Consider the following 21,124-nt stretch of genomic DNA (forward strand, 5'->3'; position numbering starts at 1 on the left):
CTCTTCCCTCCGCATCGCGGCAGCGTCGCAACGAAATCCTGGAGCACATCCGTAAAGCCAGGGTCAATGTTCGCACGTTGCCGGATCTCACTGCCCTGGCTCAGGGACGCATCGCCGTCTCCGACATCCGCGAGCTGGAAATCGAAGATCTGCTGGGAAGAGAAGCGGTCGCGCCGCGCCAGGAGCTACTCGACAAGTCGATGCGCAACAAGGTGGTGATGGTCACCGGCGCTGGCGGCTCGATCGGTGGCGAGCTATGTCGTCAGATTTTGCGCACCGGGCCTTCCAGCCTGATCCTCATCGATCAGAATGAGTTTGCGCTTTATAATATCCATGCCGAATTGCAGAAGCTCGCCGAACTGTACAAACATGAAAATATGCAGATCGTTCCGATTCTGTGTTCTGTCCGCGATCAGGATCGCATGGAACATGTCATGCAGAGCTGGCGACCTCAGACGCTCTATCATGCAGCCGCTTACAAGCATGTTCCCCTTGTCGAACACAATGCCGTGGAAGGCATCAAGAACAATGTGATGGGTACGCTGGTTGCGGCACGCGCGGCGAATAAATGCGGCGTCTCGAATTTCGTGCTGATCAGCACAGACAAAGCCGTGCGTCCGACAAATGTGATGGGCGCCAGCAAAAGGCTGGCAGAGATGGTTCTGCAGGCGCTTGCGGCGGAATCGGCAGTCGACAGAATGCGAACGAATTTCTCCATGGTCCGTTTCGGAAACGTCCTCGGCTCCTCCGGATCCGTCGTGCCGCTTTTCCGGCAGCAGATCAAGGAGGGCGGCCCGGTGACACTGACACATCCTGACATAACCCGCTATTTCATGACCATTTCGGAGGCTTCTCAACTCGTCATACAGGCCGGCGCGATGGCGGAGGGCGGAGATGTCTTCCTGCTCGACATGGGAGAGCCGGTTCGCATCGCAGATCTTGCCCGCAAGATGGTGGAGCTTTCCGGGCTGGCCGTCCGCGACGAAGACAATCCCGAAGGCGATATCGAGCTGTCCGTTACCGGTCTTCGGCCCGGCGAGAAGCTCTTTGAAGAACTGTTGATCGGGGACAACCCTGAAACAACCGAACATCCTCGGATTATGAAGGCGCGCGAGGATTTCCTGTCCTGGCCGGAGCTGTCGCGAAGGCTCAACGCGCTCAACGCGGCATTGGACCGGAACGATATGATCGCTGCACGTGCGACATTGGCGGAGCTTGTTTCCGGCTATTCCTCAACGGGTGAGGTTTCTGATCTAGCATTCACCGGCGCCGAGCCAATACGGCTGCCTCAGACAATTCAAGGCACGCTGTAGGGTCTGCAGGCTCAAGGGGTCGGACGTCAGCTCCGAGCGACGGGTGCAAAGCCCGTGCTGCCGCGATCCGCACAAATAAGGGCAACCATGTAGGCGAAGATCGGATCCAAAGCTTTCTGATTGAACATGATGCCAAAGCTGCCTGTTATGACGTAGCTGCTGACGAGCAGAAGAGCGAGCGCAATCGCCAAATCCCGGCCCGGTCCCACTTCTTTTCTCCACGCTCCGATCACGGGCGTCAGCAGCATCAGCGATAGCGCTGCAATGCCGAAAACGCCGGCGTCGATTCCCGCGGTCAGAAAGCCGTTATGGACATGCGAGTAAGGCAACTGCGGCCTTATATTATCGGGAAGCTCTGCCAAAACCGAACTCATCCGGTTCTGCGGGCCATAACCTGTCAACGGGTCCTTACTGATTGCTGATAGTGCGCCTTTGTACAAGGCGAACCGGGCACTCAGCGACGTGATCTCGCCGTCGGTGCGTTCGAGCGATGTCAGATTTTCCTGAAGCGCCTGGATGCGATGGAGGATCTGGCCGCTGCCCAGGGTGATAAGTCCCGCCAACAGCAAGGAGCTGGTAATAGCCAGGCTGCGCAAACTCAGATGGAAGCTATGTTTGCGAAAGTACCAGAGAAAGATGACGATATGGATGGGAATGACCAGCCAGGCCGAGCGCGTTCCGGAAAGCAGAACGCAGCCTAGACCCGCGGCATATCCCAATATCGCAATTCTTTGCTCCACGCTTCTGGGAGATTGAATGTTGAGAAGCGCAATGCCGCCGAACAGAATACCTATCACGCCGAGGAGTGCAGCGTTGGACGTTCCAGCCTCTGCCCTGTCCATCAGAAACATGATCTGCAGGAGACTGAAAAGAAAGGTGACGATCATGCCGATGCCTGCGCCGAGGATAAAGAGCGGCACAAGACGGCCATCGGGAGATTGGCGCATCCGCGGCAATATCAGCCAGATGGAAAAGAAAGGCAGGAGCCGGAATATCCAGTCCTGGACTTCGGAGTAGGGCGGATTGATGAAGATGCTGGCGATCATCACCAGCGGGTAGATCGACATGCCAATGGCAACCAGCCGGTCGGATTTCGACAGGTTCAAGGCGAGGCTGCCCGTCGCCAGACAGTAGACGCCCCACACAATCGACGCGAGGAGGATGAAGGAGTTAAAGTTCGGCGAAAGCCCTGGAAGGATTGCAAAGAGAAAGACGGCAATACGGTTGTTTCGGTCGAGTGCGCTTCCGGCCTCATCCCCCGGATAAAGCACTGCCATCTTGAGTTGTCTAAAATAATTCACTTTGCCGGTCCTGACCGTGTCGATGTTGCCTCGCTAAGGATCGTCATCACAGCTGTCAAGCTGTGATGAGGGTGCAATCTATGGCTTTATTCGACGTGGTATTCCGGCAACAGTCGTCCAGACGGACGTGGTTCTATCCGATGATGGGTGGCAAGCGGGTGCGACGGTAAGGCCGGCTTCAACAGAAAACACGTCTGAGGTGCGGGCGTGATGTGACGGTGTAGCAAGCAGCCGACGAGCACACCGAGAGAAAGAAGGCGGCAACATCGGTCTGCACGCTAGTCGAAGAACCGATGCATGCGCCTCGTTGAAGTGAAGCGGCTGCCGCTATCGCCAATATGGGCGTGTCGAACCTTCCGCCGATGATCGACCAAAGAGATAGCCAAGCCCGAATGCGACAATGCCGGTGGTGAGCAGCAATGCGCTTGCGGTATGCGGGTGCTCTCTGGCACCGAAGGCGACGGCATAGGCCTCACGTTTCATCTCTTTGGCTGCCGACTTCGCGACCTTGTTCAATCCCTCCGGCTGCTCAGTGGGTGTTCCAGTGAATCCGGCGTTCAAGTTCTGTTTGCCGGTCATGCCGGGGACCTTTCTGAATGGCAAGAGGTCTGAGATTGGCGCGAGGCGGAAAGTTCAATCCTGCTCGTGTGTGCCGGGAGAGGCTTCGCGTTGATCGGCGTCCTCGAGATCGGTCTTGACGAGGAATGCATCGGTATGTTCGCGCGAGGCCTCTCGCAATGCTGCGAGGTTTGGGGGATTGTCGGCTTCACCCTGCTGCGCATCGAGTTCATATTCGGCCAGGGTCCAGTGATGCCAGTGCTTGCCTTCCGGCCTCCCTTCTTTCTCCCACAGGGAATATGCCTTTCTTCGGATCTCCTCCTCGCGGCCGGCGGCTGGCGACTCGCCGCTCAGCCTGTCGATTTCGTTTGCGGCTCGCCGAGCCATCTTCCTTCCGCCTGCGTCCGCGGCGGGTGTAGTTTTCGGCCGGCCGCCGTCAGTCGTATTTTCGCTTGTCTTGCGTGGTGCAGGCTTTTTCATGAGGGTCTCCTTGCGGATCTCAACCAACTTGGCCGATCTAAGTTCCAAACAAAGAGTGCCTCGGCGTAGAGATCGGCTTTTCATTTCCGCGAGGTCTATGCCGTTCACCCGCGCTTGCGCACTGTAATTGCCGTTCCATGTTTTTGCTCCAGCCTGCGGCCCGCGGTCGACTTGCTCAATTCGCCAAGCGCCGAACCTTGAGCGGCATGTCTTGGCACGGGGATAGAACTGATATACTAGTATGCCACGAAGTTTCAGCGTCCCGGTATATCCATGCAGCAAGCATCAGAAACCGAAGTTTTGGTCGTCCCGACGTCGCGGAAGCCCGGGGGCAGGCTGCGCCGTATCACCACGGCCGGCGCCATCTACGATCGCCTTTATGCCGACATCGTGTCGCTGCGGATGCCGCCCGGCATGCTGCTGCAGGAAAAGCGGATCGCCGATGATTTCGGCGTCAGCCGCACGCCGGTACGCGAGGCGCTGCTCCGGCTTTCCGAAGGCGGACTGGTCGATATCTACCCGCAGTCGGGCACCGTCGTGTCGCGGGTGCCGGTCTCGGCGATCCCGGAGGCGGTCGTCGTGCGTAAGGCGCTCGAAGGCGCGACCGTCGAGGCTGCGGCTTTGACCGCGACGGCCGCCGATATCGCCCGTCTCGACGCCATCATAGCCCGGCAGCGGGCGCATGCCGCGACCGGCAATGCCTCGAGCTTCCATGAGGAGGACGAGGCCTTTCATGAGGCGATCGCGCAGATCTCAGGTTATCCCGGCATCTGGGCAATCCTGAAAACGGTCAAGGTGCAGATCGACCGGGCACGGCGGCTGACGTTGCCGGTGCTCGGGCGTATGGATAACGTCGTGCCCGAACATATGATCATCCGCGATGCGCTCGCCGCCCATGATGCGGCGGTTGCACGCAGCGCGATGACCCATCATCTGAGTGCCGTCATTCCCGATGTCGACGAGTTGCGCGCGCGTTACCCCGATTATTTCTGCTGACAGCAGGCCAGAACACGAAACGAAAAGCGAGAGGGAAGGAAGAAGGATGCGACAGGGTTGGAGATGGTTCGGGCCGGAAGCGCCGGTGACGCTGGATGATGTCCGCCAGACGGGCGCGACGAATATCGTCTCTTCGCTGCATCAGGTGCCGATCGGCAGGGCCTGGACGGAGAAGGAAGTGCGCGAACGCCAGGCTCTGATCGAGACGACGCCCGGCGATCGCTCGTCGCTCGTCTGGTCAGTGGTCGAGAGCATCCCGATCCCCGATGCCGTCAAGCGCAAGGGCGGGGAGGCGAAGGCCGAAATCGAGGCGTGGATCGCCAGTCTCGAAGCGGTCGCCGCCTGCGGTATTCCAATCGTCTGCTATAATTTCATGCCGGTGGTGGACTGGACCCGCACCGAACTCGATTTCGTGACGCCGACCGGCGCCACTGCCATGCGCTTCGACCACGAGCGTTTTGCAGCCTTCGATCTCTTCATTCTGGAACGGCCGGATGCGGCGCAGCACTATTCCAGCGAAGACCGCGAACGGGCGCGTATCGTCTTCGAGGCGATGACGGACGACGAGGTCGCCGACATCACCCGCATCATCACCTCGGCTCTGCCGGGGTCGACCACCGAACCTCTGACCATTCCGGCTTTCCGCGAAAAGCTCGTCGCCTACAGCGGCATCGATGCTGCAAGACTGCGCCGGCACCTGATCGAATTCCTGGAGGCGGTGACGCCGGCGGCCGAAGCCCGCGGCGTCAAGCTGACGCTGCATCCCGACGATCCGCCGCGTTCGCTGTTCGGCCTGCCGCGCATCGCCTCGACGGCGGACGACTATGCCGCTCTCTTCGATGCGGTGCCGTCGGCGGCGAACGGCATGTGTTATTGCACCGGCAGCCTCGGCGTGCGCGCCGAAAACGACCTGCCGGCGATCACCCGACGCTTTGCCTCGCGTATCCACTTCGCCCATCTGCGTGCCACGACGCGCGAGGGTGACGGCCGGACATTCCATGAAAGCGCGCATCTGGAAGGCGACGTCGACATGGTCGCCGTTCTCAGCGAACTGGTCGCGGAAGACCGCCGCCGCAGTCCCGAAGACACCATCGTGTTCCGATCGGACCATGGCCATCGCATGCTCGACGACCTCGACAAGGTCGTCACACCAGGCTACCCGGCGATCGGCCGCATGCGCGGCCTCGCCGAACTGCGCGGCATCCTGCATGCGCTGGGCGCTCCGCCAAACTGAGGGTATCGTCGAAGGATATCGGGTAAGGAGAGATGGCAAGACGCTGCCACACGCCTCTTCTCCCCAGCGGGGAGAAGGTGCCGGCAGGCGGTTGAGGGGGCCGCGCGGCACGTCGCTCAATATTGCCCTTCGCTTGCGCTCAGTGCATTCGCTCCCAGTGTCGCTCACCCGGCCGCGATGAAGTCCGCACACGTCTCGACCAATTGACAGCCTACTTCATGCAGCATGGTGTCTCCGACCATGCCGTCGCAGCCCAGAAGGCCGTCGTGGCGCTTGGCCAGATCGTCAAACGCCAGGCCCTCATCCTGGGTTTTGCCGATACCTTCGCCGTCATCGGCGTGGTTCTTGCCATTGCAGCCGTCGCCCTTCTGCTCACCCAAAAACCGCGGGCCGGTGGTGGCGCCGGCGCCCACTGAAACATCGTTTTCCGAGAGTCTTTTATTGCGGAGTTTCAACCGTGAAGGCGAAGCTTGCCACGGCGCCCGGCGCCAGGATCGTGGTCGACGGCCTCTTCGAAAGCTCGCTGGAGCTCCCAGCTTCCGCAGCCGTTCCATGCCACGGCTCGATGCAGAGGAAGGGCGCACCCGGTTTGGTCCACAGCGCAAGGTTGGGCAGGTTTTCGAAATGGAACTGCATGACCGGCCCGCCTTCCGCGCCATAGTGCAGGCCTTCGCCCGCACCATCAGGGAAAATCATTGCATCCTGTTCGAACATCGAATGATCGAGCACCAGCCGGCCGGCATCGAATGGCGAGGGCAGGGTCGCGGGGTTGATGAGACCGCCTTCCAGCCGCACAAGCGCCGGCTCGCCTTCATTGTCGAGCGTGACGATATGGTCGCGGCCGGAAGCATCGGGCAGCGGCCAAACGAAGGCCGAATGGAAGCCGAGACCGAACGGCATCGGCTTCCGGCCGCGATTGGTGACCTCCGCCGTGACGGTCAGCACACGGCCCTCGACCGCATGCACCACGGTCAGCTGAAATTCGAACGGATAGACCGCCCGGGTCGCATCCGAGGCGGCCAGTTCGAACCGGCACATCGTCTCAGTGGAGGCCGCAAGCGCGAATTCGCTGCGGCGGGCAAAACCATGCTGGGCCATCGGATAGACCGTGCCGTCGATTGCTATCTTGTCATCAGACGCCTTGCCGACCATCGGAAACAGGATCGGCGACCGCCCGGTCCAGAAGGTTGCGTCGCCGGTCCATAACCAAGAGCGCCCGTCGCTTGACGTGAGCGCCTGCATCTCGGCGCCGAGGGAGGAGACATCGACGGTGAGATCCTTGTTCCCGATCCGGATGGAGATTGGCATCGCGTTTCCTTTCGCATTGGTTCGGCACCAAGCCATACCGTTCCGCACGAGGGATTTCCACCCAATAGAGGGCGGGGACGGCAGCCACACCAGCCGCCGCCCTCGTTATTTCCTGATCGCGCCCAATCTCGCGATCACTTCGTTCGGGATGCCGTAGCGCTGGATGGCGTCGCGGTTGTTCCGCAAGCCGCAGATCTCACGCTGGATGAAGAATGCCCAGACGGCGTCTGATGCTTCGTTGAGAAGCCTCTCGCGTTCCTCAGTGCTCTGGCGATCGGCAGTCCAGGCCTTCAGGGCGGCGAGCGTCGCCTCCACCTTCAGCCCGTGACGTCCAAGCGAATCCGCGCGTTCCGACATCAACTCGTATTCGAGGACGTTGAAGCCGTTTCTATCCTGCTCGGATTGTCTGAAGGATTGCGGCGGACGAACGCTCATTGGCACAGGTCTCCGTTGGCGTGAGCCGCGATATTACTCAATCCTGTCGCAAATTAAAGAAGGTGAGCATGATGTGGTTCGAAAACCGCTCAGGCTTTTCGGCATCATATTCTTGATCGAGAGGGTGGGAAACGGGGCTATCCTGCGGTTTCCCCGCATGGCATAAGCGCGCCAAAATCTCTTTCTCCAGGCGCCGCGTAAATCATGATCCGTATCGAAAATATCAGCAAGCAGCTCAGCCACCGCATCCTCTTCATCGAGGCTTCCGCAGCGCTCAACAGAGGCGAGAAGATCGGTCTCGTCGGTCCGAACGGCGCCGGCAAGACAACGGTCTTCCGGATGATCAACGGCGAGGAGCAGCCCGACGAGGGGCAGGTCTCCTGCGAGAAGGGCGTCACCATCGGCTATTTCAACCAGGACGTCGGCGAGATGGCCGGCCATAGCGCCGTCGCCGAGGTGATGAACGGCGCTGGGCCGGTCAGCATCGTTGCTGCGGAGTTGCGCGATCTGGAGGCGGCCATGGCCGATCCCGAGCAGGCCGATAATATGGAGGAGATTATCGAGCGCTACGGCGAGGTGCAGGCGCGTTACGAGGAACTGGACGGCTATGCGCTCGAGGGACGGGCGCGCGAAGTGCTCGCGGGCCTGAGCTTCAGCCAGGAGATGATGGATGGCGATGTCGGCGCGCTGTCGGGCGGCTGGAAGATGCGCGTGGCGCTTGCCCGCATCCTGCTCATGCGCCCGGATGTCATGCTGCTCGACGAGCCGAGCAACCATCTGGATCTGGAAAGCCTGATCTGGCTGGAGGAGTTCCTGAAGGGTTATGAGGGCGCGCTGCTGATGACCTCGCACGACCGCGAGTTCATGAACCGCATCGTCACCAAGATCATCGAGATCGACGGCGGCACCTTGACGACCTATTCCGGTGACTATGAATTCTACGAGCAGCAGCGGGCGCAGAACGAGAAACAGCAGCAGGCCCAGTTCGAACGCCAGCAGGCGATGCTCGCCAAGGAAATCAAGTTCATCGAGCGGTTCAAGGCGCGCGCCTCGCATGCCTCGCAGGTGCAGAGCCGCGTCAAGAAGCTGGAGAAGATCGACCGGGTAGAGCCGCCTAAGCGCCGCCAGTCGGTCGCCTTCGATTTCCAGCCGGCACCGCGCTCCGGCGAGGACGTGGTCAGCCTGAAGAACGTTCACAAGAAATACGGCAGTCGAAGCATCTATGAAGGGCTGGATTTCATGGTGCGGCGCCGGGAACGCTGGTGCATCATGGGTATTAACGGCGCCGGGAAATCGACGCTGTTGAAATTGGTGACGGGCACGGCCGAGCCTGACGAAGGCAGCGTCGCTCTCGGCGCCAGCGTCAAGATGGGCTATTTCGCCCAGCACGCCATGGATATTCTCGATGGCGAGCACACCGTCTTCCAATCGTTGGAATACCGTTTTCCCCAGGCAGGGCAGGGGCCTTTGCGTGCTCTAGCCGGATGTTTTGGCTTCTCCGGCGACGATATCGAAAAGCGGTGTCGGGTGCTGTCAGGCGGTGAGAAGGCGCGGCTGGTCATGGCAATGATGCTGTTCGACCCGCCGAACCTGCTCGTGCTCGACGAGCCGACGAACCACCTCGACCTCGACACCAAGGAAATGCTGATCAAGGCGCTGTCGCAATATGAGGGTACGATGCTGTTCGTCTCGCACGACCGGCATTTCCTGGCGGCACTCTCCAACCGGGTGCTGGAGCTGACGCCCGACGGCATCCATCAATATGGCGGCGGCTATACCGAATATGTGGCGCGCACCGGTCAGGAGGCGCCCGGCCTGCGAAGCTGACGGTTATTTTGCCCGGCATGTCGAAACCGTCAGTGTCGAAACGACCAGTGAAGAGCCGGCTAGCGACATCGATTGGCCGCTCGGGGCAACGGAGGCGAAAACGCACCGCGGCCTTTGCGGATCCATCGGCCATGTTTGGGAAGTCGCGCAGGAATTGCGCTGGACGGCTGCCGCGCGTCTGAAATCGGCTCCAAATTTTAGGGGTTGCGACACGCGGTTCGATCGGTTGCGGACGGATTCGACGGTTGTCGCCACGATGATGACCAAATTCCGTGGTGTTCGGAGGCCTCTTCATGCAATCGGGGACGGGCGCATCGGCATGGACTGGATCAATCGTTATATCGATCAGCCGCTACTGCACGGCGCGGCGGGTTTGCTGCGGAGTTGGCATCTCCGCACGCGGCAACCGCCGGAGTTGCTGGAGCCGACGTGGAATCTCGTTGTGCTCTCCTTTCTCCTGATCGCGAGCGGGCAGGTCATGGCCGGCGAGACTTTCACGCTCAGTGTTGCCGCGCTGGTCATGCTGGCGCTGCCGTCCGCGCGAAAGCTGCTTTCGGCTGTGAAGGCAGGGCAAGGCAGTTACGGCGCCCGGGAGTACAAGTCGCTGAGAGCGCGCGCCATCGCCAAACGTGAGGCAGAGTGGTCGGTGCGGATCATCGTTCTCTTCGCATCGGCCTGCCTTCCGTTCATCGCCCGCGTCGACGATCCGGTGGGAGCCTGTTTCATGCTGGGAGCCAGCATCTGGTTCGTGCTGACCGGGCCGCTCAAGGCCTATCTCGACGCAGCCGAACCTCCCGAGCCGAATGAAGGCGACCGGATGTACAGCGGCGTCTTTCACCTCGGCTGAATGGAGCTGATGCGACGCTGCAGGTCCCGGCCATCAGGCAGACGGGAACCAAATGGGGCTGCCTCCGTTATCTCCGCAGCAACGTACAAGGAGATTGCGATGCTTTATTACGCTCTGGTGTTTCTCGTCGTGGCCTTGATTGCCGGCGTCCTCGGATTTGGCGGCATCGCAGGGGCTTCAGCTTCCATTGCCCAGGTTCTGTTCTTCATTTTCCTGGTGCTGTTCGTCGTATCGCTCGTCATGCAACTGATGCGAAAAGTATAACGCGGACAGATTAAAGTATAAAAACCCGGCGAAACATCTCGCCGGGTTTTTCTTTATTGCCACATTCGGTTTGACGTCTCCGTCACTGAAGGTTTCCGTCCCGGTCGTGGTCGGCTGTCGCGAAATCCGCCATCACCCGCTGCATGAATTCGCTTCGGCTAATGCGGCCGTTGTGGTTGGCGTCGGTCAAAGTGAATTGCTCGACAGTCAGGATCTGCACCGTCTCATCGGACTGCAGGCTGCCGTCCTTGTTCTTGTCGAGACTAACGAAGGCCGTGCCCATGAAGGTCTCGTATTCCGATCGGTCGACGGTCTTGCTGGTATTTGCGTCAAGCCGATCCATCTGGCCCTGATACATCGATCCGGGCTGTTGCTGTTGTTGCGCCGCTGCCCCAACGCATTGGCACAGTATGAATGTGGTCACCAAAGCCAAGGTCTTCATCGCTTGATATCCCTCCCCAATTAGCGGCAAGCCAGACGGTTGCCGACGTAACCGCCGCCGCCGATGCCGGCGCCGACAGCAAGCACCTGCCCGGTTCCGGCGCCGATCGTGCTGCCGATCAAGCCACCGACAATCGCGCCGCCGACGGTTCCCGCGATGCAGCCGAATTCGGAATTACGATCCGAGACGGCCTGCGATGTCGGGCCGGACTGGCAGGCGGAGATGGCAAGGCATCCCGCCAGTATGATGTTTGTCCTGCGTATGCGCATCTTTCCCTCCCGATAAATTACCCGTTATCTCCAATAGAGATCGGCGGGCGTACGATTGTCCGGCCCCCGCGAAAATATCGCCTGATGATATTTCTCAAATTCAGACTTAGTTTCTGTTCGAACAGAAGCAGAATTCCGGAAAACAAGCGGAAATTCTGCGGCAATGCCAAGCAATCATGCAGTTTCCTCTCCAGTTGCAGTACTGCATGGAGAGTATTTTCAAATAGTACAGCTATCTATACGGCATGGCAACCTGCGCGATCATCGATCGCCTATCCAAATAGGGGGCGCCTGCGATGTGCACGATACCGCTCGTCGAGAGTTGACGGCGATCAGGATCGTGCCTTTCCGGCAACCATCCCTGACAAGATCGTGAAATAACCGGATGACGCGAAAAGGTGCCTTCGAAATGTCCCAATGGGAGCTGAACCGTAAGCGTGTTTGTCGCTTGCGCCCTCCCAGGCGCTTTGACATGCGATGCGTAATGATGCCGGTTCGGGATCGTTTTGCGGTTCCGTCCGTTATCTGTTGCCGAATCTGGTGGCGAGTAGCCGGGTATGCTCCCGTCACGATTTGAGAAGGAGAGACTTATGAACAAAATTCTTGCGACGGCGTTTGCCGCGGTATCGTTGACGTTTGTCGGCGCTGGGGCGGTCAATGCCGCCGACCTCGGCACCAGGACATATGAAGAGCCGGACCTGCGCAATGGCGTGAAGATCGGTTACCTCACCTGCGATATCGGCGGCGGCACGGGTTACGTGCTCGGTTCCTCCAAAGAGGCCGACTGCATCTTCCAGTCGACCGTCGGCAACGAACTTTCGGATCGTTATACGGGTGAAATGAGAAAGCTCGGCATCGACCTTGGCTTCACCACGCGCAGCCGCCTGATCTGGGCCGTGTTCGCGCCGACGGCCGGCTATCACCGCGGATCGCTCGCCGGCCTCTACGTCGGCGCCACCGCCGAAGCGACGCTCGGCGCCGGTGTCGGCGCCAATCTCCTGGTTGGCGGTACGTCCGGTTCGATCCATCTGCAGACGGTCAGCCTGACCGGTCAGCTCGGCCTCAACGTTGCGGCCGGCAGCGCCTCGATGACACTCACACCAGCGAATTGATATGGCCTTTTGACGTCCCCTGCCGCGACGCGGCAGGGGACGTCATCTCGTCTGAGGCGCGATTTTGCACCCTCGCATGCCCAAGCCGGATCACGACATGATGGATATTCGAATGGCAACGCCCGGCGAGGACGAGATCCTGGTTGGGCACTATCTGAAGATCTGGGATATCTACGGCACGCCGCCGAAGCACGATAGAGGGCGAGCGTTGGTCCCATCAAACTACGCTATTGGATAACAAATAGAGAAAGACGCTTAGGAACCGTCATCAGGTAGCCAAATCCTCAGTTTGCCGACTGGCCTGAAGCCCAGCTTTGTCATTTCGTTTAGCGTTGCGCCACTGTCATACCCGACTAGCGGCACGTCGGGTGAAAATGCGATAGTGGCCAACGACACGGCATCCCCGAACGCCCGCGGCGTACCAGTCAAGTTAAAGATATTGGAGATCCCTACAGCCTCGGTTGATCGATTTACGATGCAGCCCGCATCAAAACCGTCGCCGGCCCATCGGCCATAGATATGTATGTTGGGATCGGAAAGCAGGGCCGGTGTGAAGACGTTGGCATCGGTCTGGCTACCAGACTCTTTCCAGGAATGTTCCCAGCGATCCAGTGCCGATGCATCGCGAATGCGGGCCCAATCCTGAGGCGCACGCGCTGAAATTCTGCGAGGTTCAGCCCAAATCCATGATGCTGAAAACAACAACTGGAACCCTTTGTTGACGAGATCGAGCCTGGAAAACCCGTCTTTGAAACCAGGTCGCCGTCCTAGCCGATCTGTCAGCCGACCGATTTCAATCAGCTGTTCCTCTGTTGCATCCGGGTCGAGTGTCGTCATGTTGGAATAGTAGGGGGGTGCGATCGCATCGCTTGACCAAAATGCGTTGGTTCGCTGATCAGGCAGTCCATGGGCACGGAACATCGCCTGATACAGGTCTGCATTGTTAGCGGCACAAATGCGCGCTTTTTCTGCATCGGATCGTACCGTGTGTTTCAGGATATTGCTTTGCAAGGAGTTGCGTATCATAAGAAAATCCAGTTGCTCGAAGCGTCTGACACCTAGCTGGTGCATTCGCGATAAACAGTTGAGCGGCCTCGACTTTGTTGCCATCGAGCGGCTGGCGCCGCGGTTTCTTTCCTCTGGCCCGCGCAGCGGCAATGCCGTCGTTTGTCTGCTCTATGATAAACTGGTTCGATCTAGCGCTGGCCGTCCGATCCGCCTACGTTTTGGCCCGGCCTGGCGCGGTGAACGCGGCGATCGTCGTCTCGTCGTGACCGGCCTCGCGCAGGAAGCGGCTGGCGAATTCGATGGCAGGACTTCTAAGGGCCTCGTCCGGTCTAATCAGATGAAAGGCCACATGATAATCGAGCGTCCGCTCCGAGACAGCGACGACGCGCCCGGTGGCCAACGCGGCATCCGACAGCGGCGGCCGCGCGAGCGCGATCCCGAGGCCCTGGGCGCAGGCATCGATCACCAGATTGTAATCCTCGAAGCGCCGATCCTGGCCGCGCGGTATATAGTCGACGCCCTCACGAGAGAGCCAGCGCCGCCAGCCTTCAATATTCGAATCGTGCAGGATCGGCAGATCGAGCAACGCCAAGGCATCGGAGCGCTGCCCGAGCCGCTCCGCCAGCGCCGGGGCGGCGATCGGAAACGATTTCTCCTGCCAGAGCGGCAGGGCGCGCACGCCGGCCCACGGTCCCTTGCCGCAGCGAATGGCAAGATCGGCGCCTTCGCCGAAATCCGCCAGCCGGTGTTCGAGCGTCAGCTCGACATGCAGCTCGTTTCCTTCGAGCTTCGGCAGGCGTTGAAACAGCCATAGAGAGGCGACAGAGGGCGTCACCGAAAGGCGTACCACCGCCTTGTTGCGGCGAGGCAGCCAGCGTTCGCCGCTATTGCCGAGCAGCGTAAGTGCTTCTTCCGTCCGCGCGAAAAACCGCATGCCTTCCGGCGTCAGGCGCACGCCTCGGGCTTCGCGCGCAAACAGGCGAACGCCCATCCAGCGCTCCAGGCGCGAGACCTGGCGCGACACCGCGCCGTGGGTGATGCCGCTTTCCTCAGCCGCAGCCGAAAACGATCCTAGCCGCGCGGCGCGGGCAAAGGTCTCGAGCGTATCGAGCGGCGGAAGCACTGGCGAGCTGTGAACCATACGCACATTTGATCATCGATTGCGATGCTTTTCAAGCACGCATCGAAGGCCTAATCACTGTCGCAGGAACATATGGAGGCAAAAATGAGCATGGCGGCAAGCGTACCGGTTTCGGCGAAACAGCAAGGCGGGTTCGATCTGGTGGCCTTTGCGGCGATCGTCGTCACCATCCTCTCCTGGGCTTCTTCCTTCGTGGTGATCCGCATCTGCCTCGGACCGCTGACGCCGATCGAACTGGCGACGGCGCGTTATGTGGCGGCCGGCGTCATCGCCCTCGTCTATCTCATCATCTATCGGCCGATGCCGGAAAAACGCGATTTTTTCCGCCTCTCCGTTGCCGCGGTGCTCTTCATCGCCGCCTATGCGGTTCTGCTGAACACCGGCGAGCAGACCGTTGCGGCAGGACCGGCGAGCTTCATCATCAACACCATGCCCGTCTTCACCGCCCTCATTGCCACATTCGCGCTCGGCGAGCGCTTCGGCCGCTGGGGCTGGGTGGGCACCGCGGTTTCTTTCGGCGGCGTGGCGCTGATCGCGGTCGCCTCCGATGGCGGCTTCAAGCTCGATCCGAATGCTGTCCTCATCCTTGGCGCAGCGCTCTGCTCGGCGATCGCCAGCGTGTTGCAGAAGCCGCTGCTCGGACGGTTGCCGGCGCTTGCCGTCACTGCCTGGATCCTGCTCATCGGTTCCGTGCCACTGTTTCCGGCCGTCCCGGCGACGATCCAGGCGCTGGCCGCCGCACCGGCGGAGGTGAACTGGGGCGTTGCCTATCTCGTTATCTTCCCGACCGCGATCGGCTATCTCACCTGGGCAATCGCCCTGAAGCGGCTGACGGCCGCCCGCGCATCGAATTTCCTCTACGGTGTTCCGCCGGTTGCCACGCTGATCGGGTTCGTCTGGCTGGGCGAAACGCCGACGGCGCTCGGCGCGGTCGGTGGCGTCATGGCGATCCTCGGCGTGCTCGTCGTCAACGTGATGCGGAAGCGGTAAGCGTCGAATTCGGGCCGGGAAGCCGGCCCGGTAACAGATAGGCATTGCGCTGCGGTTCGCTTTCTTTAAAACGAAAGCACATCGAAAGGCGCGCTCATGTTCTTGACCGACCGGCAAATTGAAATCGTGGCGATTGCGAAATCGAGCGGCAGGGTTCTGGTCGAGGAGCTCGCCTCCCGCTTTTCGGTGACGCCGCAGACGATCCGCAAGGACCTCAACGATCTCTGCGATGCGCAGGTGCTGACGCGCATCCATGGCGGCGCCACATTCCCGAGCGGGACCGAGAATGTCAAATACGAAGCGCGCCGTCAGATCGCCGCTTCCGAGAAGCAGGCGATTGGCATTGCCGCGGTCGAGCTGATTCCGAGCGGGGCCTCGCTATTCATCAATATCGGAACGACGACCGAGGCGGTGGGCGAGGCACTCGCCAACCATCACGAGCTGATGGTGATCACCAACAATATAAATGTTGCCAATAGGTTACGTCTGCTGCCGGCGATCGAGGTGGTGATCGCAGGCGGGGTCGTGCGCGGTTCGGACGGCGGGATCGTCGGCGAGGCGGCCGTCGATTTCATCCGCCAGTTCAAGGTCGACTACGCCGTGATCGGCGCGTCGGCGATCGATATCGACGGCGCGCTTCTTGACTATGATTTTCGCGAAGTGAAGGTCGCCCAGGCCATCATCGCCAATGCCCGGCATGTCATTCTCGTTGCTGATTCGACGAAGTTCGAACGCACCGCACCGGTCAGGATCGGTCAGCTTTCCCAGGTTCATACCTTTATCACCGATCGCTGTCCTGTGCCGTCGATCCGCAATCTCTGCCTCGAAAACAATGTGAAACTGATCGAAACGAACGGCAGATTTCGCTAGGCGACGGATCCTTCACAAACATTCGTTTGACATTCGTATTGCTTTCGTTTTAACTGATGTTACTTTCGCAATTGCGCAAGTTTTGTGCGATGCGAAATTGACTGCGGGCTCGGAGGGGGAATTGGGCCGAAATATTCACGACATATTCGTCATCGGTGGCGGCATTAACGGCTGCGGCATTGCGCGCGATGCCGTCGGGCGCGGTTATTCGGTGGCGCTGGCGGAGATGAACGATTTCGCCTCGGGTACTTCGTCGGGCGCCACCAAGCTGATCCATGGCGGCCTGCGTTACCTCGAGCATTACGAGTTCCGCCTGGTGCGTGAATCGCTGATGGAGCGCGAGATCCTCTGGGCGATGGCGCCGCACATCATCTGGCCGTTGCGCTTCGTGCTGCCCTACCACAAGGGCGGCATCCGCCCGGCCTGGCTGATCCGGCTCGGCCTCTTCCTCTACGACCATCTTGGCGGCCGCAAGCTGTTGCCGCCGACATCGGTGCTCGACATGCGCCAAGATCCGGCCGGCCGACCGCTGAAGGCGCTGTTTTCCAAGGCCTTCGAATATTCCGACGGCTGGGTCGATGATGCCCGCATGGTGGTGCTGAACGCCCGAGACGCGGCCGACAAAGGTGCGCAGATCATGCCGCGCACCAAAGTGGTGTCGGCAAGGCGCGAGAATGGCCTGTGGCAGATCGAAACCACCGATACAGTCTCCGGTCGCAATGACAGCCACCAGGCCAGGATGCTGGTCAACGCCGCCGGTCCCTGGGTCGATCACGTCATTCGTTCCGCTTTCGGCCAGAACGAAGCCCACCATGTCCGCCTCGTCCAGGGCAGCCATATCGTCGTGAAGAAGAAATTCGACGATGTGAGAGCCTATTTCTTCCAGAATCCCGACAATCGCATCATCTTCGCCATTCCCTATGAGGGTGACTTCACCCTGATCGGCACCACGGATCGCGACTACACCGCTGATCCCAAGGACGTCCGGATTTCGGAGGAGGAGACCGCCTACCTTTGCAACGCAGCGTCGGAATATTTCAAGGAGCCGGTGAGGCCGGAGGATATCGTCTGGACCTATTCGGCGGTCAGGCCGCTTTATGACGATGGCGCCTCGAAGGCGCAGGAAGCGACGCGCGACTATGTGCTGAAGCTGGAAGGCGAGGGTGACGCTGCGCCGTTGCTCAACGTTTTCGGCGGCAAGCTCACCACCTATCGCCGGCTTTCCGAACATGCGCTGGAGAAGATCGGTGCTGCGATCGGCGCCAAAGGCGCCCCGTGGACGGCCAAAAGCCATCTGCCGGGCGGCGATTTCCCTGTCCGGGGTTACGAGGCGCAGGTTGACAAGCTCAAGCGGCGTTATTCGTTCCTCGCCGATCGGCATGCCCGCCGGCTGGTGCGCCGCTACGGTACAAAGGCAGAGCTGTTACTTGGCGATGCCCGCGGCATCGACGATCTCGGACGGCTGTTCGGCGGCGATCTCTACGAGGCAGAGGTCACCTATCTCGTCGAGCAGGAATGGGCCCGGCACGCCGAAGACGTGCTGTGGAGGAGAACAAAGGATGGTCTGCGCCTTTCGAAGGAGCAGGCCCAGTCACTGGAGGAGTACATGGCTGCCATGCCGGCGATGGCCGGGTAGGAGCCATGTGGTCCCGATGCGTGGAGGCACGGGAATCGGAATGCTGGAACTGCGAAACGCCGCCAAGATGGTGGGCGCGGACTATCATATCTATCCGACCGACCTGGTTCTCGAGCGGGGCACGCTGAACGTCCTGCTCGGGCCGACGCTCGCGGGCAAGACCTCGCTGATGCGGCTGATGGCGGGGCTCGACCGGCCGACCGGCGGCTCCATCCATTTCGACGGCACTGACGTCACCGGCATGCCGGTGCAGAAGCGCAACGTCGCTATGGTCTACCAACAGTTCATCAACTATCCGGCGCTGACCGTCTACGACAACATCGCCTCGCCGATGCGCATATCGGGCAAGGATGCCGCGACGATCGACCGTGAGGTGCGCAAGGCGGCCGAGCTGCTGAAGCTGACGCCCTATCTCGACCGCACCCCGCTCAATCTGTCCGGCGGCCAGCAGCAGCGCACGGCGCTTGCGCGCGCACTCGTCAAGAATGCCAGCCTCGTGCTGATGGACGAGCCGCTCGCCAATCTCGATTACAAGCTGCGCGAGGAACTGCGCGAGGAACTGCCGAAGATCTTTGCCCAATCCGGCGCGATCTTCGTCTATGCGACGACCGAGCCTTCCGAGGCGCTCCTGCTTGGCGGCAATACGGCAACGCTGAACCAGGGCCGGGTGACCCAGTTCGGGCCGACGATCGAAGTCTATCGCCGACCCGTCGATCTCGCCACCGCCGGCATTTTCGCCGATCCACCGCTGAACACCCTCGACGTCACGAAATCCGGCAATGTGTTCACGCGCCCGAGCGGGGTGGCGATCTCGGTTCCCTCGCATCTGGCCATCGTGCCGGATGGTCCCGCCACCATCGCCTTTCACCCGCATCATCTCGGCCTTGCGCCGCAGACCGGCGACGCGGCCCGCTTGCAGGCGCGCACGCTGGTTTCCGAAATCACCGGCTCGGAGAGCTTCGTTCACCTGGAATATGACGGTGTGCGCTGGGTGATGCTGGCGCACGGCATTCACGACATCGATCCCGACATGGAAGTTGAGGCCTTTCTCGACACCCGCCACCTGATGGCCTTCGGCAGCGACGGCCGCGCCATCGCTGCGGCCGGCCGCGCTACTGCAGCAGCTGGAAAGGCGTAGGAGAGCACAATGGCACGCATCACCCTCGACCATATCCGCCACGCCTACGGCGCCAATCCGAAGTCCGACAAGGATTATTCGCTGAAGGAAGTCGACCACGAATGGAACGATGGCGGCGCCTATGCGCTGCTCGGCCCTTCCGGCTGCGGCAAGACCACGCTGCTCAACATTATCTCCGGGCTGCTACAGCCCTCGCACGGCCGCATCCTCTTCGACGGCAACGATGTCACGAACCTTTCGACGCAGAGCCGCAACATCGCCCAGGTCTTCCAGTTCCCCGTCATCTACGACACGATGACCGTTTACGACAATCTCGCCTTTCCCCTGCGCAACCGCGGTGTGGCCGAGGCGGATGTCGACCGGCGTGTCCGCGATATCCTCGAAATGATCGATCTCGCCGGCTGGGCCAGGCGCAAGGCGCAGGGCCTGACCGCTGACCAGAAGCAGAAGATCTCGCTCGGCCGCGGACTGGTGCGCAACGACGTCAACGCCATCCTGTTCGACGAGCCGCTGACCGTCATCGATCCGCATATGAAATGGGTGCTGCGTTCGCAGCTGAAGCGGCTGCACAAGCAGTTCGGCTTCACCATGGTCTATGTCACCCACGACCAGACCGAGGCGCTGACCTTCGCCGAGAAGGTGGTGGTCATGTATGACGGCCAGATCGTCCAGATCGGCACGCCGGCCGAGCTCTTCGAGCGGCCGAGCCATACGTTCGTCGGCTATTTCATCGGTTCGCCAGGCATGAATTTCATGCCGGCCAGGATCGAAGGCAGCACTGTTAAGGTCGGAGATGAGACCCTGACGCTGGATTACGCGCCGAAGACGTCAGGCACGGCCAAAACCGAACTCGGAATCCGTCCCGAATTCATTCGCCTCGGACGGGAGGGCATGCAGGTCACGATCAGCAAGGTCGAGGATATCGGTCGGCAGAAGATCGTGCGCGCCCGCTTTGCCGGCCAGCCGATCGCCATCGTCGTGACTGAAGACGCCGACATTCCCGCGGACGCCCGCGTCACCTTTGATCCGTCCGCCATCAGCATCTACGCCGACAGTTGGCGTGTCGGCAGGGAGGCCTGAACCATGCAGAAGACGTGGAATAACAAAGCCTGGTTTCTGGTCCTGCCGGTGCTGCTGCTCGTGGCGTTTTCGGCCGTCATCCCGCTGATGACCGTCGTCAATTATTCAGTGCAGGATACGTTCGGCAACAACGAGTTCTTCTGGGCCGGTACCGATTGGTTCGTCCAGACCCTGCATTCCGACCGCTTCTGGGAATCGCTCCAGCGCAATCTGCTGTTCTCCTTCATCATCCTGGCGCTGGAGATTCCGCTTGGCATCTTCATCGCGCTCAACATGCCGAAATCAGGACCGGGCGTTCCCGTCTGCCTGGTGCTGATGGCGCTGCCGCTGCTCATTCCGTGGAACGTGGTCGGCACCATCTGGCAGGTCTTCGGGCGCGTCGATATCGGCTTGCTCGGCCACACGCTCGAAGCGATCGGCCTCGACTATAATTATGTCCGCGATCCGATCGATGCCTGGGTGACCGTTATCGTCATGGACGTCTGGCATTGGACAAGCCTCGTCGTGCTGCTCTGCTATGCCGGCCTGGTGTCGATCCCGGACGCCTATTACCAGGCCGCCAAGATCGACGGCGCCTCGCGCTGGTCCGTCTTCCGCTACATCCAGCTGCCGAAGATGAAGCGGGTGCTGCTGATCGCCGTGCTCCTGCGCTTCATGGACAGTTTCATGATTTATACCGAGCCTTTCGTGGTCACCGGCGGCGGGCCCGGCAACTCGACGACCTTCCTCTCCATCGACCTCGTGAAGATGGCCGTCGGCCAGTTCGATCTTGGCCCGGCGGCGGCGATGTCGATCATCTACTTCCTCATCATCCTGCTGCTCTCATGGGTATTCTACACCGTGATGACCAGCAGCGACGCGAGCTAAAAGGGAGG

At 60.6% G+C, this 21,124-nt stretch carries 22 protein-coding genes and 2 pseudogenes; 15 read left to right on the top strand and 9 right to left on the bottom strand.

What is annotated here, in order from left to right:
• The coding region (locus tag GFM02_RS26305; protein ID WP_168323239.1) for a polysaccharide biosynthesis protein at positions 1 to 1,313 on the top strand (1,313 nt) is incomplete at its 5' end.
• Between the two features lie 26 nt (positions 1,314 to 1,339).
• Here the strand turns inward: GFM02_RS26305 and GFM02_RS26310 are convergent.
• The 3 genes from GFM02_RS26310 to GFM02_RS26320 all read right to left on the bottom strand — a co-directional run bounded on the left by GFM02_RS26310 (position 1,340) and on the right by GFM02_RS26320 (position 3,652).
• The gene (locus GFM02_RS26310; RefSeq protein ID WP_168323240.1) at positions 1,340 to 2,614 is read right to left on the bottom strand and encodes an O-antigen ligase family protein; all 1,275 of its coding nucleotides are present in this window, start codon (positions 2,612 to 2,614) and stop codon (positions 1,340 to 1,342) included.
• A gap of 327 nt (positions 2,615 to 2,941) precedes the next feature.
• Entirely contained in the window at positions 2,942 to 3,193 is a 252-nt protein-coding gene (locus GFM02_RS26315) for a hypothetical protein (protein ID WP_168323241.1), read from the bottom strand.
• Between the two features lie 54 nt (positions 3,194 to 3,247).
• Complete coding sequence (locus tag GFM02_RS26320; protein WP_168323300.1) at positions 3,248 to 3,652, bottom strand: DUF2934 domain-containing protein; 405 nt, start codon at positions 3,650 to 3,652, stop codon at positions 3,248 to 3,250.
• A 273-nt stretch (positions 3,653 to 3,925) separates the two neighbouring features.
• On the opposite strand from GFM02_RS26320, the gene GFM02_RS26325 reads away from it, so the two are divergent.
• The 3 genes and pseudogenes from GFM02_RS26325 to GFM02_RS26335 form a co-directional block, all read left to right on the top strand.
• Entirely contained in the window at positions 3,926 to 4,648 is a 723-nt protein-coding gene (locus tag GFM02_RS26325; RefSeq protein WP_168323242.1) for a GntR family transcriptional regulator, read from the top strand.
• A 46-nt stretch (positions 4,649 to 4,694) separates the two neighbouring features.
• Positions 4,695 to 5,882, top strand: coding sequence for a mannonate dehydratase (uxuA, locus tag GFM02_RS26330; protein WP_168323243.1), 1,188 nt, complete (start codon positions 4,695 to 4,697; stop codon positions 5,880 to 5,882).
• Positions 5,883 to 6,055: 173 nt separating this feature from the next.
• A pseudogene (locus GFM02_RS26335) lies at positions 6,056 to 6,298 on the top strand (EmrB/QacA family drug resistance transporter); the annotation flags it as partial.
• A 22-nt stretch (positions 6,299 to 6,320) separates the two neighbouring features.
• Here the strand turns inward: GFM02_RS26335 and GFM02_RS26340 are convergent.
• The gene (locus GFM02_RS26340; protein ID WP_168323244.1) at positions 6,321 to 7,190 is read right to left on the bottom strand and encodes an aldose 1-epimerase family protein; all 870 of its coding nucleotides are present in this window, start codon (positions 7,188 to 7,190) and stop codon (positions 6,321 to 6,323) included.
• A 105-nt stretch (positions 7,191 to 7,295) separates the two neighbouring features.
• A complete protein-coding gene (locus GFM02_RS26345; protein ID WP_168323245.1) occupies positions 7,296 to 7,625 on the bottom strand; it encodes a DUF6665 family protein in 330 nt (109 codons plus the stop codon).
• 204 nt (positions 7,626 to 7,829) lie between these two features.
• On the opposite strand from GFM02_RS26345, the gene GFM02_RS26350 reads away from it, so the two are divergent.
• The 3 genes from GFM02_RS26350 (at position 7,830) to GFM02_RS26360 (ending at position 10,563) form a co-directional block, all read left to right on the top strand.
• Complete coding sequence (locus tag GFM02_RS26350; protein WP_168323246.1) at positions 7,830 to 9,452, top strand: ABC-F family ATP-binding cassette domain-containing protein; 1,623 nt, start codon at positions 7,830 to 7,832, stop codon at positions 9,450 to 9,452.
• A gap of 256 nt (positions 9,453 to 9,708) precedes the next feature.
• Positions 9,709 to 10,299 (top strand): hypothetical protein, encoded by a 591-nt coding sequence (locus GFM02_RS26355; protein ID WP_168303579.1) that lies wholly within the window; start codon positions 9,709 to 9,711, stop codon positions 10,297 to 10,299.
• Positions 10,300 to 10,398: 99 nt separating this feature from the next.
• Positions 10,399 to 10,563: a DUF1328 domain-containing protein gene (locus tag GFM02_RS26360; RefSeq protein WP_017969338.1), complete on the top strand. Its 165-nt coding sequence runs from the start codon at positions 10,399 to 10,401 to the stop codon at positions 10,561 to 10,563.
• Between the two features lie 82 nt (positions 10,564 to 10,645).
• Here the strand turns inward: GFM02_RS26360 and GFM02_RS26365 are convergent, their stop codons facing one another.
• Together GFM02_RS26365 and GFM02_RS26370 are read right to left on the bottom strand one after the other, a co-directional pair.
• On the bottom strand, positions 10,646 to 11,005 hold the full coding sequence (locus GFM02_RS26365) for an EF-hand domain-containing protein (RefSeq protein ID WP_168323247.1): 360 nt from the start codon (positions 11,003 to 11,005) through the stop codon (positions 10,646 to 10,648).
• Positions 11,006 to 11,025: 20 nt separating this feature from the next.
• On the bottom strand, positions 11,026 to 11,274 hold the full coding sequence (locus GFM02_RS26370; RefSeq protein ID WP_017957595.1) for a membrane protein: 249 nt from the start codon (positions 11,272 to 11,274) through the stop codon (positions 11,026 to 11,028).
• A 590-nt stretch (positions 11,275 to 11,864) separates the two neighbouring features.
• Between GFM02_RS26370 and GFM02_RS26375 the strand changes: the two genes are divergently transcribed.
• Together GFM02_RS26375 and GFM02_RS26380 are read left to right on the top strand one after the other, a co-directional pair.
• Positions 11,865 to 12,386 (top strand): DUF992 domain-containing protein, encoded by a 522-nt coding sequence (locus GFM02_RS26375; RefSeq protein WP_017957594.1) that lies wholly within the window; start codon positions 11,865 to 11,867, stop codon positions 12,384 to 12,386.
• A 76-nt stretch (positions 12,387 to 12,462) separates the two neighbouring features.
• Positions 12,463 to 12,585 (top strand): annotated as a pseudogene (locus GFM02_RS26380) (GNAT family N-acetyltransferase); the annotation flags it as partial.
• 56 nt (positions 12,586 to 12,641) lie between these two features.
• On the opposite strand, the gene GFM02_RS26385 reads toward GFM02_RS26380, so the two are convergent.
• Together GFM02_RS26385 and GFM02_RS26390 are read right to left on the bottom strand one after the other, a co-directional pair.
• On the bottom strand, positions 12,642 to 13,412 hold the full coding sequence (locus GFM02_RS26385; protein ID WP_168271139.1) for a hypothetical protein: 771 nt from the start codon (positions 13,410 to 13,412) through the stop codon (positions 12,642 to 12,644).
• 193 nt (positions 13,413 to 13,605) lie between these two features.
• The gene (locus tag GFM02_RS26390) at positions 13,606 to 14,535 is read right to left on the bottom strand and encodes a LysR family transcriptional regulator (protein WP_168323301.1); all 930 of its coding nucleotides are present in this window, start codon (positions 14,533 to 14,535) and stop codon (positions 13,606 to 13,608) included.
• A gap of 72 nt (positions 14,536 to 14,607) precedes the next feature.
• Here GFM02_RS26390 and GFM02_RS26395 point away from each other — a divergent pair, with 72 nt between their 5' ends.
• The 6 genes from GFM02_RS26395 to GFM02_RS26420 all read left to right on the top strand — a co-directional run bounded on the left by GFM02_RS26395 (position 14,608) and on the right by GFM02_RS26420 (position 21,116).
• On the top strand, positions 14,608 to 15,525 hold the full coding sequence (locus tag GFM02_RS26395; protein WP_168323248.1) for a DMT family transporter: 918 nt from the start codon (positions 14,608 to 14,610) through the stop codon (positions 15,523 to 15,525).
• A gap of 96 nt (positions 15,526 to 15,621) precedes the next feature.
• Positions 15,622 to 16,395, top strand: coding sequence for a DeoR/GlpR family DNA-binding transcription regulator (locus GFM02_RS26400; RefSeq protein WP_020047586.1), 774 nt, complete (start codon positions 15,622 to 15,624; stop codon positions 16,393 to 16,395).
• A 121-nt stretch (positions 16,396 to 16,516) separates the two neighbouring features.
• The gene (gene glpD, locus GFM02_RS26405; protein ID WP_168323249.1) at positions 16,517 to 18,031 is read left to right on the top strand and encodes a glycerol-3-phosphate dehydrogenase; all 1,515 of its coding nucleotides are present in this window, start codon (positions 16,517 to 16,519) and stop codon (positions 18,029 to 18,031) included.
• Positions 18,032 to 18,071: 40 nt separating this feature from the next.
• Entirely contained in the window at positions 18,072 to 19,169 is a 1,098-nt protein-coding gene (locus GFM02_RS26410) for an ABC transporter ATP-binding protein (protein WP_168323250.1), read from the top strand.
• Positions 19,170 to 19,178: 9 nt separating this feature from the next.
• Positions 19,179 to 20,249 carry an ABC transporter ATP-binding protein gene (locus GFM02_RS26415; RefSeq protein ID WP_168323251.1) on the top strand — a complete coding sequence of 357 codons (1,071 nt, stop codon included), beginning with the start codon at positions 19,179 to 19,181 and terminating at the stop codon, positions 20,247 to 20,249.
• Positions 20,250 to 20,252: 3 nt separating this feature from the next.
• Positions 20,253 to 21,116: a carbohydrate ABC transporter permease gene (locus tag GFM02_RS26420; RefSeq protein ID WP_020047583.1), complete on the top strand. Its 864-nt coding sequence runs from the start codon at positions 20,253 to 20,255 to the stop codon at positions 21,114 to 21,116.
• Positions 21,117 to 21,124: the final 8 nt, after the last annotated feature.

This window comes from Rhizobium leguminosarum bv. viciae (assembly GCF_012276115.1).
Taxonomy (GTDB): Bacteria; Pseudomonadota; Alphaproteobacteria; order Rhizobiales; family Rhizobiaceae; genus Rhizobium; species Rhizobium leguminosarum_T.

Coding starts and splice junctions, on each gene's coding strand:
- GFM02_RS26315 (WP_168323241.1), bottom strand. CDS start 3,193: ATGACCGGCAAACAGAACTTGAACGCCGGATTCACTGGAACACCCACT.
- GFM02_RS26320 (WP_168323300.1), bottom strand. CDS start 3,652: ATGAAAAAGCCTGCACCACGCAAGACAAGCGAAAATACGACTGACGGC.
- GFM02_RS26325 (WP_168323242.1), top strand. CDS start 3,926: ATGCAGCAAGCATCAGAAACCGAAGTTTTGGTCGTCCCGACGTCGCGG.
- uxuA (WP_168323243.1), top strand. CDS start 4,695: ATGCGACAGGGTTGGAGATGGTTCGGGCCGGAAGCGCCGGTGACGCTG.
- GFM02_RS26340 (WP_168323244.1), bottom strand. CDS start 7,190: ATGCCAATCTCCATCCGGATCGGGAACAAGGATCTCACCGTCGATGTC.
- GFM02_RS26345 (WP_168323245.1), bottom strand. CDS start 7,625: ATGAGCGTTCGTCCGCCGCAATCCTTCAGACAATCCGAGCAGGATAGA.
- GFM02_RS26350 (WP_168323246.1), top strand. CDS start 7,830: ATGATCCGTATCGAAAATATCAGCAAGCAGCTCAGCCACCGCATCCTC.
- GFM02_RS26355 (WP_168303579.1), top strand. CDS start 9,709: ATGATGACCAAATTCCGTGGTGTTCGGAGGCCTCTTCATGCAATCGGG.
- GFM02_RS26360 (WP_017969338.1), top strand. CDS start 10,399: ATGCTTTATTACGCTCTGGTGTTTCTCGTCGTGGCCTTGATTGCCGGC.
- GFM02_RS26365 (WP_168323247.1), bottom strand. CDS start 11,005: ATGAAGACCTTGGCTTTGGTGACCACATTCATACTGTGCCAATGCGTT.
- GFM02_RS26370 (WP_017957595.1), bottom strand. CDS start 11,274: ATGCGCATACGCAGGACAAACATCATACTGGCGGGATGCCTTGCCATC.
- GFM02_RS26375 (WP_017957594.1), top strand. CDS start 11,865: ATGAACAAAATTCTTGCGACGGCGTTTGCCGCGGTATCGTTGACGTTT.
- GFM02_RS26385 (WP_168271139.1), bottom strand. CDS start 13,412: ATGATACGCAACTCCTTGCAAAGCAATATCCTGAAACACACGGTACGA.
- GFM02_RS26390 (WP_168323301.1), bottom strand. CDS start 14,535: ATGGTTCACAGCTCGCCAGTGCTTCCGCCGCTCGATACGCTCGAGACC.
- GFM02_RS26395 (WP_168323248.1), top strand. CDS start 14,608: ATGGAGGCAAAAATGAGCATGGCGGCAAGCGTACCGGTTTCGGCGAAA.
- GFM02_RS26400 (WP_020047586.1), top strand. CDS start 15,622: ATGTTCTTGACCGACCGGCAAATTGAAATCGTGGCGATTGCGAAATCG.
- GFM02_RS26410 (WP_168323250.1), top strand. CDS start 18,072: ATGCTGGAACTGCGAAACGCCGCCAAGATGGTGGGCGCGGACTATCAT.
- GFM02_RS26415 (WP_168323251.1), top strand. CDS start 19,179: ATGGCACGCATCACCCTCGACCATATCCGCCACGCCTACGGCGCCAAT.
- GFM02_RS26420 (WP_020047583.1), top strand. CDS start 20,253: ATGCAGAAGACGTGGAATAACAAAGCCTGGTTTCTGGTCCTGCCGGTG.